Here is a 14467-nt window from a genome sequence, read left to right on the forward strand (position 1 = left end):
CCGCCCCGGCAGGTCAGTGCCCCGACGACTCCTTGTGGTTGTCGAGGGTTTCCAGCAAGGCCACCTGCATCCGCGTGTGCACGCGGATGAACCAGCGCCAGAGCAGCGCCGCCACGGCGGCCGCGACCACGGCGATCAGTACCAGCAACTTGTTGGTCGGCAAGATACTGGCCGACAAGGCTGCCAGCAGCAGGAAAATCACCAGCAGTGAGAGAATCGGGATCACTTCGGAGATCACCCGGCGCACTCGCTGCGTGTGACGCCCGGCCATCTCCGGCTTCACACCCATCTCCGCCAGCAGCATCGACAACGCCTTGAGCTTGCGATAAGCGGCGATCAGGAACGGCAACGACACCAACAAGGCACCGCCCCAGATCAACGCCTTCTGCCAGCTCGGATCGCTGATCCAGTCTTGCAGCCACAGCGAGATGCGTTCAGCGAAATACGCGCCGGCGAAGAAGATCGCGATCACCAGCGCCAGGTTGACGCCGACTTGCAGCAAGATCTTGCGAATGATTGACGCCAGCATTGCACCCTCGCCTTGCGGCTGAATGCTGCGCAGCCATTCGCCATACATGCCCAGCACGCGGCCGAGAGGCTTGGGCACAGCCGCGGACAACTTGATCGACAGCGGATCAGCCGCGCGGATCAGATACGGCGTCAGCAAAGTGGTAATCACCGACACCGCCACGGCAACCGGGTAGAGGAAGTTACTGGTCACCTGCAACGTCATCCCGAGAGCGGCGATGATGAAGGAAAATTCGCCAATCTGTGACAGGCCCATCCCCACGCGCAGTGAGGTGCGTCCGTCATTGCCGGCGATAAACGCTCCGAGACCGCAGGACAACATCTTGCCGAGTACAACGGCTACGGTGATCACCGCAATCGGCCACGCGTATTCGAGCAGAATCATCGGGTCGAGCATCAGCCCGATGGCGACAAAGAAGATCGCGCTGAACAGGTCGCGAACCGGCTCGATCAGACGCTCGATTTTTAGCAGTTGTCGCGACTCGGCCATGATCGCGCCGATCAGGAACGCACCAAGTACCATGCTGTATTCGAGTTTGACTACGAGCAGGCAGAAGCCGAAACACAGGCCGAGCACGGTGATCAGCAGCATCTCGTTGCTTTCGAATTTGGCCACATAGGCCAGCAATCGCGGCACCAGCAGAATGCCGATGACCAGCGCGACGATCATGAACAGCGACAGCTTGCCGACCGTGGAAAACACTTCGCCGGAGCTGACCGTACCGCTGACGGCGATGCTCGATAGCAGCGCAATGATGCCGATGCCGAGGATGTCTTCGACGATCAGTACGCCGAAGATCAATTGCGCAAAGCGCTCGTTTTTCATCTTCAGATCATTGAGGGCCTTGACGATGATGGTGGTCGAGGAAATCGCCAGAATCGCGCCGAGGAACAGCGAGTCCATGGTGTTCCAGTCGAACCAGCGGCCGATTTCGTAGCCGATCCAGATCATCAGGACGATCTCGAGGAACGCCGCGATAAACGCTGTGGCGCCGACCTTGAACAGCTTGCGCAGGCTGAACTCCAGACCCAGGCAGAACATCAGGAAAATCACCCCGAGTTCGGCGAGGGTCTTGATGGTTTCTTCGTCGTGGATCAGGCCGAAAGGCGGCGTGTGCGGGCCGATGATGAAGCCGGCGACGATATAGCCAAGCACCACCGGCTGCTTGAAACGGTGGAACAACACGGTCACCACGCCTGCGACCAACATGATCACTGCCAGGTCCTGAATAAAACTGATGGCATGCATGGCGTGGGCTCCTTGAATGACGAGGCTCGCCGGCAGACGTCAGAAATGTCTGGGCGAGCGAAGTAAAAATCCGCTTTTCGTGTGGGAATTGCCTTTGTAAGGGGCTTTTGCAGGTTAACACCGCGACTTGTGGTTGGAAGGCGGTGCAATATATGGAAACAGATCGATTCCGGCGTGACGGCGGCCAGTCGCCCGGCGTCCCGATAACGGTGCTTTTGAAAAGCGACCAGGCACCCGCAGAGGTGCTTCCAGTAACCAGCCTTGATCCGTGAGAACGTTATGGAACCCGGAAACGCCCAGCTGTCGATGACGGTACTTATGACCCCCGACATGGCCAACTTCTCTGGCAATGTCCACGGTGGCACCCTGCTCAAATACCTCGACGAAGTGGCCTACGCCTGCGCGAGCCGTTATGCCGGTCGCTACGTGGTGACGCTGTCGGTGGATCAGGTGATTTTCCGCGAGCCGATCCATGTCGGCGAACTGGTGACCTTCCTCGCGTCGGTCAACTACACCGGCAACACCTCGATGGAAGTCGGCATCAAAGTGGTCACCGAAAACATCCGCGAGCGCTCGGTGCGCCACACCAACAGCTGCTTCTTCACCATGGTCGCGGTGGATGACCAGCGTAAGCCGGCCGCCGTGCCGCCGCTGCAACCGCAGAACAGTGAAGACAAACGTCGTTACATGCAGGCGCAGCAGCGTCGGCAGATTCGCCAGGAGCTGGAGAAGCGGTATCAGGAGATCAAGGGCGACGCCTGAGATTTGTAGCGTCAAGAAATCGCTATCGCGAGCAGGCTCACTCCTACATTGGAATGCGTTTCCCTGTAGGAGTGAGCCTGCTCGCGATTGGATTCAACGCGGTCTTAAAGACTGATCGCCGTCGCCTCGAACTTAACCCGAGGATGCGCAATCCGGTCCTGCGCCCGCACCAGCTGCAACTCATAACTGGCGCACGCCTGAGTTTCCAGCAACACCTCATGCACCGCCGCCGCCGTGAATTCAAACGCGGCTACCAAGCTGTCACCCAGCAGCACCCGCGCCAGGAACAGGCCAGACGTCAGATCGCCCACGCCCACCGGCTGACGCGGAAACGCCAACAACGGACGGCGCAGATGCCAGCTGCCTTCAGCCGTCACCAGTAACATTTCAAAGCCATCGGCCGGTTTGCCCGGATAATCCAGATGCTTGACCAGTACTACTTTCGGCCCGCGCACCAGCAAGGCCCGCGCCATTGCCAGGCAATCGAACAGCGACTGCGGCTTGCGCCCGGAAAAACTGTCCAGCTCCAACTGGTTCGGACACATGATGTCCGCCACGGCCGCCGCCTCTTCCAGCAGGAAATCGCTGACCTCGGTCGGTACGCTGCAGCCCTTCTCCGGATGGCCCATCACCGGATCGCACAGATACAGCGCCTTCGGATTGACCGATTTGATGCGCTCGACGCCGCTGAGAATCGCCCGGCCCTGCGCCGCCCTGCCGAGGTAACCGGACAGCACCGCATCGCAATTGCCCAGCTCGCCAATCGCGGCGATCCCTTCGACCAACTCGGGAATCTGCTGCGGCGCCAGCACTTCGCCGGCCCACTGACCGTACTGGGTGTGGTTGGAAAACTGCACGGTGTTAAGCGGCCAGACATTGACCCCGACCCGCTGCATCGGAAAAACCGCGGCGCTGTTGCCGGCGTGGCCGAACACCACGTGAGACTGAATGGCGAGCAGATGAGGCGTACGTTTCATTCGGGTCATTCCGTAAAACGATTGAAATTCAAGCCGCGCAGTATGCGACGAAACGCAGCCTGTACGACAGACCGGCGACGCAGTTAAGCTGACGCTATCTTTTGGAGTTCGATGTTGATGCTGACCCTGGAAAACATCTTCGTGCTGATACTGTTCGCCGCTGCCGGCGCGTGGCTATGGCACAACCACGGCTTGCGCGAACGAGCGCTGGAGCGGGTCAAGCAGCATTGCCTGAACGTGCGGGTCGAACTGCTCGATGGCAACGTCGCCCTGAAGAAAATCGGTTTCATCAAGGACGCCAACGGTCGCCGACGACTGGCGCGGGTGTACAACTTTGAATTCACCGTGACCGGCGAAACCCGGCATAACGGCACCATCACCCAGTTTGGCGCGCACAGTGCGCAGATCGAACTAGCGCCCTACCCGGCACCGTTCGACGACACGCCGCCAGTAGTGGAAGTGCACAAGCCGCGGGCGGAAGTGATCGAGTTAAGCCAGTGGCGGCAAGAACATACCAAGTGGAAGCCTTAAAAATCAAAAGATCGCAGCCTTCGGCTGCTCCTACAGGGAATCCCATGTAGGAGCTGCCGAAAGCTGCGATCTTTTGATCTAACTTTCCCGACACCCCGACAAACCCTGCTGCAGCTCATCAATGTTTTGCGGATCGACGAAGATCAGCTCAATCCGCGAATCCTTTCGCCACTCACTGACCTGCCAAATCAACTCGGCATTATCCAAAGCATTCGCAGACACCCAACCCTCCGAGCTGTGGATAACCAGTTTCGCCCGCTGCCAATTGAGGCTGGCTAGCCAGTCAGCAATGTGCCGCTTGTCGAACGTCTGCCCCGGATGCCAACGCCAACCAATACTCCAGCCCCCTTCCTGCACCTGACTCAGGCAAATCGGCAGCGTCGGATCAGTCCAGACGGCCGGCATTTGTCCTAATCCCTTGGGTACGGCCAAGTTATCCAAACCGTTGACCGCTTTTGCGGCTAGGCCCGGCAGTTCGCCCAGGTTTAGTTGCGCCTCTTGAGTCCAGACCAACGGCACTGCCGGCAACTGGCTGGCGATTTTTTCCCTGGCCCTGTCATCAAGGTTTTCAGCCTTGTTCAACAACAGCAGGCCAGCGGCTTCCAAGGCTTCTTGTTGCGCTGCGGGCAAGGCGTTCCCCGCCTGCAGCGCCTGAGCATCCAGCACCAGCACACACGGCTGCACCGCCAGCACACCTCGCCACGGCGCCTCATTCAACTGGCTAATCAGCTGCGCCGGATGCCCCAGCCCGGACGGTTCGATAAACAACCGATCTGGCTTCGCCTTGCGCAGCAACCGCCCCAGGCCAATCTGAAACGGCGCGCCGTTGACGCAACACAGGCAACCGCCGGCCACTTCGCCCAGTGCGATACCCTCGGCGTCACTCGTCAACAGGGCGGCGTCGATGCCGATCTGGCCGAACTCGTTGATCAGCACCGCCCAGCGCTCGCCAGCCGGCCGCTGAGCCATCAGTTGACGAATCAGGCTGGTCTTGCCGGCGCCCAAAGGGCCAGCAATGACATGGGTAGGAATGTTCTGCAACATGGCCGGAAGCTTTCTTGGGAGATTCAAAGATGCGTTGGATGGGATGGTCGTTGCTGTTGACGCTACTGTCGAGTGAAGCGTGGGCTCAGGCCTGCGTGGTGCACAGTCAGGGCGAGCGGCTCGACGTCAAAGTCTGTCAGCAGAACCGCAATATCCCGGAGAAACTGTTCAACGACGGTTTCTGCCAGCCGACGCTGGCCGGACAGAAAGTCGAAGTGCAGTACGTCGACCAGTGCCCGAGCGGTGCATTTGGCGTATGCAGCAACGCACAAGTCACCAATATGCCTTATCGCCAGGATATCCACTATTACGGCGTCGCCACCGATGCCGCGTATCTGAAGCCGTACTGCGAAGGCCAGAGCCAGGGTTCTTGGCTCAAGCCTTGACGCATTAGCCAAGCCAGTCGAGGGTCAGGATCAAGCGGCGCTGGCCCGCGGCGGGTTGCGGCGAGCGGTGAATCAGGCCGAAGCCTTCATTGCCATGCCATTTCTCACCTTTCAACAGCGCTACATCGCCGCTGTCGAGTTGCTGGATTTGCACGTGGGGCTCCGCGTTCGCCTGCCCCAGCTGACTGCGATCCATCACACCCTCCTTGAGCCATTGGCTGCCGACACCCGCATAAGTCGTGATCAGTCGCACCGGCACGTGATCGACATGGAAGCGTGGACACATGGCTTTATCGAGCACCCGCAGGCGCAGACCTACACGCTTTGCCCCCAGTAAGCAGGCGAATGCGCTGACCAGCCATTTCAGGTCGGCGATAAAACCCTCGTAACCTTCCAGATCACGGAAGCCTGATGCCAGGCCGGTGAGATCGGGTTCGGCGTCCTCATCCGGCAACTCAAGGCACAACGATTCCGCCAAGGGCTCATTGAGCGACAGCAGCAGGTGAGCGAACTCGCTGATGTGCAACGGCAGTTGGCGTTGCCAGACGGCGAGGTTGGTGTCGTCTTCGAGGATTCGCGTCAACGCTTTCGGTGTCGGACCTTGATGCTGATGGCGCGTACGGTTCTGCAGCAGCTTTAGCGCGAGCATCAGGCAGCCTCTTCGTGCCAAGGGCCGAACGGATCTGGCAACAATCGCCAGCCTTCGACACCGCGCGCCATTTCTTCATCGGTGAGCAGGCAGGCATCCAGTTCGGCTGAGAGCTGCAGGAAATCAATGTTCTGACCGATAAACACCAGTTCCTGACGGCAGTCTCCTACGCTCGACAGCCAGTTTTCCATGATCGCGGCGGTGCTTTCCTGATCTTGTGGCCACTGCTCCTTTGGCACGAAACGCCACCAGCGCCCGGCAAAACCGTGGCGCATCAAACCACCGGCCTGCGACCAACTGCCGGCGTCGGTGGGTTTGCTCGCGAGCCAGAAGAAACCTTTGGAGCGCAGCAATTTCCCGTTCAGCCAAGGACGATCGATAAAGCTGAAAAAGCGTTGCGGGTGAAAGGGCCGACGGGCGCGATAGGCTGTGGAGGCGATGCCGTACTCATCGGTTTCCGGCACGTGTTCGCCGCGTAATTCCTGCAGCCAACCCGGTGCCTGTGCGGCTTTCTCGAAGTCGAAACGTCCGGTATTGAGGATTTTCTCCAGCGGCACCTCACCCATCACCATCGGGATGATTTCCGCTTGGGCGTTGAGACGCTGGAGGATCGCGATCAACTCCTCACGCTCGCGCTGGCTGATCAAGTCGATCTTGCTGATCAACAGCACATCGGCGAACTCGATCTGTTCGATCAACAGATCCGTGATGGAGCGCTCGTCTTCCTCGCCCAGGATCTCGCCACGGGAGGCGAGGCTTTCCGCTGCCTGGTAGTCCGGCAGGAAGTTCACACCGTCGACTACAGTGACCATGGTGTCCAGACGCGCGATGTCGGAGAGACTCTGGCCGTGCTCATCGCGAAAGGTAAACGTCTCTGCCACGGGCAACGGCTCGGAAATCCCGGTGGATTCGATCAGGAGATAATCGAAGCGATTTTCACGGGCCAGCTTGCTGACCTCTTCCAGCAGGTCTTCGCGTAACGTACAGCAGATACAACCATTACTCATTTCGACTATTCTTTCTTCTGCACGATTCAGGCTGACATCACGCTGGACTTCGCTGCCATCAATGTTGATTTCGCTCATATCATTAACGATAACAGCCACGCGCAAACCCTCTCGATTACGTAGTACGTAATTCAAAAGTGTACTTTTTCCGGCGCCGAGAAATCCTGAAAGTACGGTGACGGGCAATTCTGCTGACATTGGATAATCCTCTTCAGAAGGCAGCCAATTGGCGCTTTTACTGGCGCATGGCGTTTTTGCGCTTCCTACGGTGGCTCACGTAGAAAACCAACGCCTTGAAATCGGGCTGCCCAAGCTTAATTCAAACCAATGTTATAGCATAACAATAAAAAGAAACCAGTCTTCTCTTGTCTTGATCGACAAACAACAGGAAGCTTCGCCAATCCCGCACCCGGAAATCGCCATGAGAAATGCGCTGAAATGCTCGATGTTGAGCCTTGGGTTGTTGCTGGGCGGCAATGCCTGCGCGCAATTGCCGGCACTCGCCAGCTGCACACGCAGCGCCAACCTGCTGGCTTGTGTCGACGCCGATGGCAACGCTTATAGCGTCAATACCGTCGGCAACACCCTTTATCTGCGCGGTTTTGAAAAGACTGGCCGGCGTTATTGGGCGCAGACCAACAGCCGTTTCGGGCAATTGACGTTCTTCACCGGGGTCGCCTCTGATGGCGAAGCCTGGGTTGGTTACACCCGACGTGTCGGCTGGACGACCATCAATCGTTTCTCCAGCTCGGGCGGCAGCAGCGCAAAATTCACCTGCAGCCGCATTACCGGCTGTTAAACCTGGTTGTTTTTCTGCGCCTGCTGCCAGGCAAGGTAGCTGTCGATGGGCGGATTCTTTGCAAAATAACGCTGCAATCCTTCAAACAACCCGTTGGCCACGGCCTGCTGATGTCGCGCAGTAACCAGCCGTTGACTGTCGCGCGCATTGGAAATGAAGCCGGTCTCCACCAGAATTGAAGGTACATCTGGCGATTTCAGAACCGCGAATCCTGCCTGTTCCACACGCTTCTGATGCAGCGTAGTGATGCCGGCCAGACTGCCAAGTACCGTGCTGCCCAACTGCAGACTGGCAGCGATCGTCGCGTTCATCGACATGTCGAGAATCACCCCCGCCAGCATCGGATCCTTACCTTTCAGGTTGAGCAGACTGGTGGCGCCGAGCAGATCCGCACCATTCTCCCGCTGCGCCATGAAGCGTGCCGTCGCCGATGTCGCACCGCCCTCAGACAGGCAATAGACCGACGCGCCGGAAGCAGTCAGACGCGGCGCTGCATCGGCATGCACTGAGATAAACATGTCCGCCTTATGCTGACGCGCGATCTCCACGCGTTTGCGCAACGGCACGAAAAAGTCGTCATTGCGCACCAGTTTTACATCGAAGCCCCTCTCTTTTTTCAGGCGTTTGGCGAGCAGTTGCGCAATGGCAAGCACCACATCCTTTTCCCTTTCGCCCTTGGCACCGACAGCACCGGGATCCTTTCCACCGTGCCCTGGGTCAACGACAACAATGATGTCTCGTCTTGGATGCGCGTTCAGCGCAGGTGTTTCACGTGGAACCATTGGCGTATTTGGAGTGGATTTGGCGCTAACCAGATCCAGAACCAAGCGATGGCCCTGGCCGTCCTGCGGCGCCAGAAGGAAGCTGTTTAATAGCACCGGATTGCTCAGATCCAGAACAATCCGCGTGTCACCGTGACCAAAAGGCCCGGAGCGAATCGAACGAATCACCGTTCCATTTAGCGCGAGCTGACGGAAATCTGCGCCAACGCTCGCACTGGACACATCAATTATCAGACGTTCCGGGGCCGTTAGCGTGAAGGTTTTATAGCGCACCGGGCCGCTTAGATCGAACACCAATCGCAGCTTTTCATCCGAGCGCCATAGGCGCGCATTACGAATTTGCGTAGCTGAAACACTGAAAGGGAGAGCGAGGGCCGCGCTGGCCAGGATCAGATTAAGCAAGTGGCGTCTGTGCATATGAAAGCCTGTTCATGAAAAAGGCATCGTGATTTGTATTGTTATAATGTAACATTCAATTCAATCAACACGACGGTCCCGAACATGAATTCGATGACACTTCCGGATATCGCCGCGCAGGTCGCACGCCAAACTTTGCCACTCGAATGGGTGGGCATGCGCGGCATTGCGTTACCTGTTTTGTTAGAGGGTCAGCGCTTGAGCGCCAAGGCTGATGCGGGTGTCAGTCTTGATGATGGCGAGGCGCGTGGCATTCACATGTCGCGGCTGTATCTGGCCTTGGAAGCACTCGAACAGAAGAACCTGTCCCCAGCGCTACTGCATCAGGTGCTCAAGGATTTCCTGCAAAGCCACGAAGGTTTATCCAACCGCGCCTACCTGAATATCCACACCGATTTGCTGCTAAAGAGGTCAGCGCTGATCAGCCCATTGGCCGGCTGGAAGTCTTATCCCGCGAGCATTTTCGCCAGCCTGATAAATGAAGTGTTCCACGTGGAACTCAAAATCGAAGTGCCCTACTCCTCAACTTGCCCTTGCTCAGCAGCCTTGGCGCGACAGTTGATCCAGCAGAAATTCATCGCCGACTTCGCCAACAACGATCTACAACACGCCGACGTTCTGGCATGGCTTGGCTCGACCCAAGGCATCCTTGCCACGCCTCACAGCCAACGCAGCACAGCACAATTGCACCTTCACCTCGACGACTTCATTGATGAGTTTCCTCTTAGCGTGATCATCAATGACGCTGAAGCTGCCCTCGGCACCGCCGTACAAACCGCCGTGAAACGCGCAGACGAACAAGCCTTCGCCCTCGCCAACGGGCAGAACCTGATGTTCTGCGAAGACGCGGCACGCCGCCTGAATCTGGCCCTGCGACGTACTCCCGGTATCAGCGCATTTCAACTGCGAGTGATCCACGCCGAAAGTCTTCACGCTCACGACGCCGTCGCCGAAAGCCATTGGCAGCGTGAGCAAGCATGATCCGCTGCCAATCCCTGAGTTGGGGTGCGCCCGGCCAACCACTGACCGTGCCCCTGGACCTTGAACTCGACAGCGGCAGCCTGACGGCAATCATCGGTGCCAACGGCTGTGGCAAAAGCAGCCTGCTGAAAGTGATCGCTGGGCTACAAAAGCCATTGGCAGGCAATGTCGGGCTGAGTGTCCCACGTCAAAGCGGATTGTCCTTTCTGCCCCAGCAACAGCATCTGGATCGCCAATTCCCCATCAGCCTCGAAGATCTGGTCGCCGCCGGTTTCTGGGGACGCAGGCTCTCGACTCAACTACGAAGCCAGCGCTTGAAAGACGCACTGGCGAACTGGCACCTGAGGGGACTCGAGCAACGCCCACTCATGGCCCTGTCCGGTGGCGAACTGCAACGCGCCCTGCTCGCTCGACTGAGCCTGACCGACGCGCCCGTGCTGCTGCTCGACGAGCCCCACGCCGCACTCGATGAACTCGGTCAGCAGTTGCTCTGGCAGCACATCCACGGCTGGCACGGCGAAGGTCGGACACTGGTCGTGGTGTGTCACGACCTCGCCGCCGTACGCCAACACATCCCCAAAACGTTGCTGATCAAAAACCGCGACTGCGTGTTTGGTGCGAGCGCAGAACTCATTCAGCAAACACCTCACACACAGGTGGCCTGATGCTCACCGTCGCCCACCTCTGGCAACCATTTAATGAGTTCGTGTTCATGCGCCGTGCCCTGCTCGGCGGACTGGTATTGGCGTGCAGCACCGCTCCCCTCGGCGTGTTCTTGATCCTGCGACGGATGAGCCTGATCGGTGACGCCGTGGCCCACGGTATCCTTCCCGGCGCGGCATTGGGTTTCTGGTTTGCCGGACTGAGCCTGCCCGCGCTCACGCTGGGAGGCTTAGGCGCCGGTTTGAGCATGGCTGGCCTCGCCGCCTGGATCACCCGCCGCACGGGCCTGCGCGAAGACGCCAGTCTCGCTGCGATCTATCCAATCTCGCTGGCCAGTGGCGTACTCATCCTCGGCATCGCCGGCAAACGCCTCGACCTGTTGCACCTGCTGTTCGGCTCAGCACTGGCCGTCGATGGTCCGACCCTCACCGGCATGTTGTGGGTTTCGGGATTCAGCCTGATCGCCATGGCGCTGATCTACAAACCGCTGCTGCTCGACACCCTCGACCCGTTGTTCTTGAGAACCGTCAGCCGCCTCGGCCCACTCGCCCATGGCGTGTTCCTGACGCTGGTCGTACTCAATCTGGTGATCGGTTTCCAGGCCATCGGCGCGCTGATGGTAGTCGGCCTGATGATGCTTCCCGCTGCGGCTTCGCGATTCTGGAGCCGCCGGCTGCCGACCCTGATTGCCATCGCGGCCGTCATCGGTTGCCTCTCGGTCTGGTTCGGCTTGCTGCTGTCGTTCTACTACTCGCTGCCGAGCGGCCCGGCCATCGTGCTGATCGCCGGCCTTGGCTATCTGTTGTCCGTGGTGTTCGGGCCGGTGCACGGTCTGTTGCGCCGCCCGCCTTTGCTCACATCCCAATGAGGTGTTTCCCGATGCGCGCTCTACTCGTGCTGTTCAGCCTGATGCTGTCGATGTCATTGTCGGCCGCGGAAAAACTGCCCGTGGTCACCAGCTTCAGCATCCTCGCCGACATGGTCCATCAGGTCGGCGGCGAACATGTCCAGATCACCAACATGGTTGGACCGGACGCTGACGCTCACACTTACGAGCCGACGCCAGACGATGCCAAAGCCCTTCTGAAGGCCAAACTGATCGTCAAGAATGGCTTGGGTTTCGAGCCATGGCTGGATCGTCTGCTCACCAGTACCGAGACCAAAACCACGGTCATCAGTGCCAGTCACGGCGTGATTCCACGCTCGCTGGATGAAGACGGCGAAACCGTTCCCGACCCGCATGCCTGGCACAATCTGGCGAACGCCGAGTTGTACGTCGCCAATATCACCAAAGCACTGATCGCTGCGGATCCCGCGAACAAAGCCGATTACGAACGCAACAGCAAAACCTACCTGAAGCATATCTACGCCCTGCTCGCCGAAGCCAAAGCCAAACTCGGTGCGCTGCCACCGGGCAACCGCAAGATCGTTACCAGCCATGATGCTTTCGGATATCTCGGTCAGGCCTACGGTATCGACTTCATGGCACCGCAAGGCCTGTCCACCGAACGCGACCCCTCGGCTGCCGAAGTCGCCGCGCTGATCACCCAGATTCGCCATGCCCACGTCAAAGCGGTGTTCATGGAAAACATCAAGGACGCACGCCTGCTCAAACAGATCGCTGACGAAAGCGGCGCGCACATTGGCGGCACGCTGTACTCGGATGCCCTCGCCGCCAGCGGTCCCGCCAGTACCTTCACCGGTCTGTTCGAATACAACCTCAACACTCTTTACGACGCACTGAGCCAACCATGATCCGCAAGAATCCTTCAGGTGATTTGCCCCACATTGCCGAGTCGGCCTACGTCGATAAAACCGCGATTATCTGCGGCAAAGTGGTGATCGGCGAGAACGTCTTCGTTGGCCCCTATGCAGTCATTCGCGCCGACGAAGTGGACGCCTCAGGCGAGATGGAGCCAATCATCATCGGCGCCAATTCGAATATCCAGGACGGCGTGGTCATCCATTCCAAATCCGGCGCGGCTGTGACCATCGGTGAGTACAGTTCCATCGCCCACCGCTCGATCGTGCACGGCCCCTGCGTCGTCGGCGATCGAGTGTTCATCGGTTTCAACAGTGTCCTGTTCAACTGCGTCGTCGGCAACGGTTGTGTGGTGCGGCACAACTCGGTGGTCGACGGTCGGGATTTGCCGGACGCTTTCTATGTGCCCTCGACGACTCGCATCGGCCCGAACACCGACCTCTCGCAATTTCCACCGGTCAGCGTCAGCGCCTCGGAGTTTTCTGAAGACGTGGCGCGCACCAACGTCGACCTGGTGCGCGGCTACAAAGCCTTGCAGAACGAGTTCTGAACCTATGAGCAGCGTGCTGATTCGCAACGCAAGGCTGGTCAACGAAGGACGCGAGTTCGACGGCGATCTGTTGGTCAGCAATGGGCGCATCGTCAAGATTGCCCGCAGCATCGAAGGCGAAAACGCCAAGGTGGAAATCGACGCGAAGGGCCAATGGCTGCTGCCGGGGATGATCGACGACCAAGTGCATTTTCGTGAGCCTGGTGCGCCAGCCAAGGGCAGCATTCATACCGAGTCGCGGGCGGCGGTCGCCGGTGGCATCACCAGTTTTATGGACATGCCGAATACAAACCCGGCCACTCTCACCCTCGAAGCGTTGGCGGATAAAAAGCGCCGGGCTGCGATCAACTCCGTGGCCAACTACGGGTTTCACTTTGGCGTGAGCCAGGACAACCTCGATACAGTGGCGGCGCTCAGTCCGTGTGAAGTCGCCGGGGTGAAAGTGTTCATGGGCGCATCGACCGGCAATATGCTGGTGGACGATCCGAAGATCCTCGAGCGACTGTTCGCCGAGGTGCCGACGATCCTCTTGGCTCACTGCGAGCACACGCCCAGCATCAACGCCAATGCCGCCAACTTGCATGAGCTGTTCGGTGATCGTTTGCCCCCGGCTGCCCATGCGTTGATCCGTAATGCCGAGACCTGTTATCGCTCTTCTTCAATAGCGGTTGATCTGGCGAAACGTCACGGCACGCGCCTGCATGTTTTGCACCTGACCACGGCGCGTGAACTGGCGTTGTTCGAGGACAGACCGCTGGCGCAAAAACACATCACGGCGGAAGTCTGCCTGCACCATTTGCTGTTTGATGATCGCGACTATCCCCACCTCGGCAACCTGATCAAATGCAATCCGGCGATCAAAACCCAATCCGATCGCGATGCACTACGCGCGGCACTGAACAGCAATCGACTGGACGTGATCGGCAGTGACCATGCACCGCATACCTGGGCTGAAAAACAGCGACCTTATACGCAGGCACCTGCGGGATTGCCTTTAGTGCAGCACGCGTTACCGGCACTGCTAGAGTTGGTGGCGGACGATGTGCTGCCAATCACTACGCTGGTGGCGAAGACCAGCCACAGAGTCGCGGATCTTTTTGCGATTCCCGATCGTGGGTATCTACGTGAGGGCTACTGGGCGGATCTGGTATTGGTTGAACCGCAAGCCCTGGAGGTAAATCGGCAACCCATTCTGTCGCAGTGCGGATGGACACCGTTTGCCGGGCGCAGCTTTCGGCATCGGGTGAATGCGACGATGGTGTCGGGGCAGATTGCCTGGCGGGAGGGTCGGGTGAACGAGGGATGTCGGGGGCTGGCGCTGAGGTTTATGCGCTGAATACGAAGACGCTTTCGCGAGCAGGTCGAATCGTCGCACCGTCG

General features: G+C 58.8%; 16 protein-coding genes. 10 read left to right on the forward strand and 6 right to left on the reverse strand.

Features of this window, described 5'->3' with window-relative positions; genetic code table 11:
* Positions 1-13: 13 nt before the first annotated feature.
* Entirely contained in the window at positions 14-1777 is a 1764-nt protein-coding gene (locus tag J0G10_RS00655) for a cation:proton antiporter (RefSeq protein ID WP_007912064.1), read from the reverse strand.
* 279 nt (positions 1778-2056) lie between these two features.
* Between J0G10_RS00655 and J0G10_RS00660 the strand changes: the two genes are divergently transcribed.
* On the forward strand, positions 2057-2539 hold the full coding sequence (locus J0G10_RS00660) for an acyl-CoA thioesterase (protein ID WP_003229693.1): 483 nt from the start codon (positions 2057-2059) through the stop codon (positions 2537-2539).
* Positions 2540-2643: 104 nt separating this feature from the next.
* Here the strand turns inward: J0G10_RS00660 and pdxY are convergent, their stop codons facing one another.
* On the reverse strand, positions 2644-3516 hold the full coding sequence (gene pdxY / locus J0G10_RS00665; protein WP_220557201.1) for a pyridoxal kinase PdxY: 873 nt from the start codon (positions 3514-3516) through the stop codon (positions 2644-2646).
* A 117-nt stretch (positions 3517-3633) separates the two neighbouring features.
* Here pdxY and J0G10_RS00670 point away from each other — a divergent pair, with 117 nt between their 5' ends.
* The gene (locus J0G10_RS00670; protein ID WP_026000521.1) at positions 3634-4047 is read left to right on the forward strand and encodes a DUF3301 domain-containing protein; all 414 of its coding nucleotides are present in this window, start codon (positions 3634-3636) and stop codon (positions 4045-4047) included.
* A 78-nt stretch (positions 4048-4125) separates the two neighbouring features.
* Here the strand turns inward: J0G10_RS00670 and J0G10_RS00675 are convergent, their stop codons facing one another.
* The gene (locus J0G10_RS00675; protein WP_220557202.1) at positions 4126-5091 is read right to left on the reverse strand and encodes a CobW family GTP-binding protein; all 966 of its coding nucleotides are present in this window, start codon (positions 5089-5091) and stop codon (positions 4126-4128) included.
* Between the two features lie 29 nt (positions 5092-5120).
* Here J0G10_RS00675 and J0G10_RS00680 point away from each other — a divergent pair, with 29 nt between their 5' ends.
* Entirely contained in the window at positions 5121-5477 is a 357-nt protein-coding gene (locus J0G10_RS00680) for an NADH:ubiquinone oxidoreductase (protein WP_220557203.1), read from the forward strand.
* 4 nt (positions 5478-5481) lie between these two features.
* Here J0G10_RS00680 and J0G10_RS00685 read toward each other — a convergent pair whose 3' ends face one another.
* Both J0G10_RS00685 and zigA read right to left on the reverse strand, forming a co-directional pair.
* A complete protein-coding gene (locus J0G10_RS00685) occupies positions 5482-6126 on the reverse strand; it encodes a DUF1826 domain-containing protein (protein ID WP_095049615.1) in 645 nt (214 codons plus the stop codon).
* Positions 6126-7331, reverse strand: coding sequence for a zinc metallochaperone GTPase ZigA (zigA, locus tag J0G10_RS00690; RefSeq protein ID WP_095049614.1), 1206 nt, complete (start codon positions 7329-7331; stop codon positions 6126-6128). The genes J0G10_RS00685 and zigA overlap by 1 nt, the downstream gene beginning before the upstream one ends.
* A gap of 223 nt (positions 7332-7554) precedes the next feature.
* On the opposite strand from zigA, the gene J0G10_RS00695 reads away from it, so the two are divergent.
* Positions 7555-7932, forward strand: coding sequence for a glutamine synthetase (locus J0G10_RS00695; RefSeq protein WP_095049678.1), 378 nt, complete (start codon positions 7555-7557; stop codon positions 7930-7932).
* On the opposite strand, the gene J0G10_RS00700 is transcribed toward J0G10_RS00695, so the two are convergent.
* Positions 7929-9131, reverse strand: coding sequence for an N-acetylmuramoyl-L-alanine amidase (locus J0G10_RS00700; protein ID WP_220557204.1), 1203 nt, complete (start codon positions 9129-9131; stop codon positions 7929-7931). The two genes, J0G10_RS00695 and J0G10_RS00700, sit on opposite strands and share 4 nt — an antisense overlap.
* 84 nt (positions 9132-9215) lie before the next feature.
* On the opposite strand from J0G10_RS00700, the gene folE2 reads away from it, so the two are divergent.
* The 6 genes from folE2 to J0G10_RS00730 are packed head-to-tail and all read left to right on the forward strand — an operon-like array spanning position 9216 to position 14423.
* Positions 9216-10112 carry a GTP cyclohydrolase FolE2 gene (gene folE2 / locus J0G10_RS00705; protein WP_220557205.1) on the forward strand — a complete coding sequence of 299 codons (897 nt, stop codon included), beginning with the start codon at positions 9216-9218 and terminating at the stop codon, positions 10110-10112.
* Positions 10109-10777 (forward strand): metal ABC transporter ATP-binding protein, encoded by a 669-nt coding sequence (locus J0G10_RS00710; protein ID WP_220557206.1) that lies wholly within the window; start codon positions 10109-10111, stop codon positions 10775-10777. Before folE2 ends, J0G10_RS00710 begins: the two co-directional genes overlap by 4 nt.
* Complete coding sequence (locus tag J0G10_RS00715; RefSeq protein ID WP_093429589.1) at positions 10777-11643, forward strand: metal ABC transporter permease; 867 nt, start codon at positions 10777-10779, stop codon at positions 11641-11643. The genes J0G10_RS00710 and J0G10_RS00715 overlap by 1 nt, the downstream gene beginning before the upstream one ends.
* Positions 11644-11654: 11 nt before the next feature.
* Positions 11655-12530 carry a metal ABC transporter substrate-binding protein gene (locus tag J0G10_RS00720; RefSeq protein ID WP_220557207.1) on the forward strand — a complete coding sequence of 292 codons (876 nt, stop codon included), beginning with the start codon at positions 11655-11657 and terminating at the stop codon, positions 12528-12530.
* Positions 12527-13087 (forward strand): gamma carbonic anhydrase family protein, encoded by a 561-nt coding sequence (locus J0G10_RS00725; RefSeq protein ID WP_093429587.1) that lies wholly within the window; start codon positions 12527-12529, stop codon positions 13085-13087. The genes J0G10_RS00720 and J0G10_RS00725 overlap by 4 nt, the downstream gene beginning before the upstream one ends.
* A gap of 4 nt (positions 13088-13091) precedes the next feature.
* Positions 13092-14423, forward strand: a complete 1332-nt coding sequence (locus J0G10_RS00730; RefSeq protein ID WP_095125067.1) for a dihydroorotase — start codon at positions 13092-13094, stop codon at positions 14421-14423.
* The last annotated feature ends 44 nt before the right edge of the window (positions 14424-14467 follow it).

The sequence above is a fragment of the Pseudomonas germanica genome (assembly GCF_019614655.1).
GTDB classification, from domain to species: domain Bacteria; phylum Pseudomonadota; class Gammaproteobacteria; order Pseudomonadales; family Pseudomonadaceae; genus Aquipseudomonas; species Aquipseudomonas neuropathica.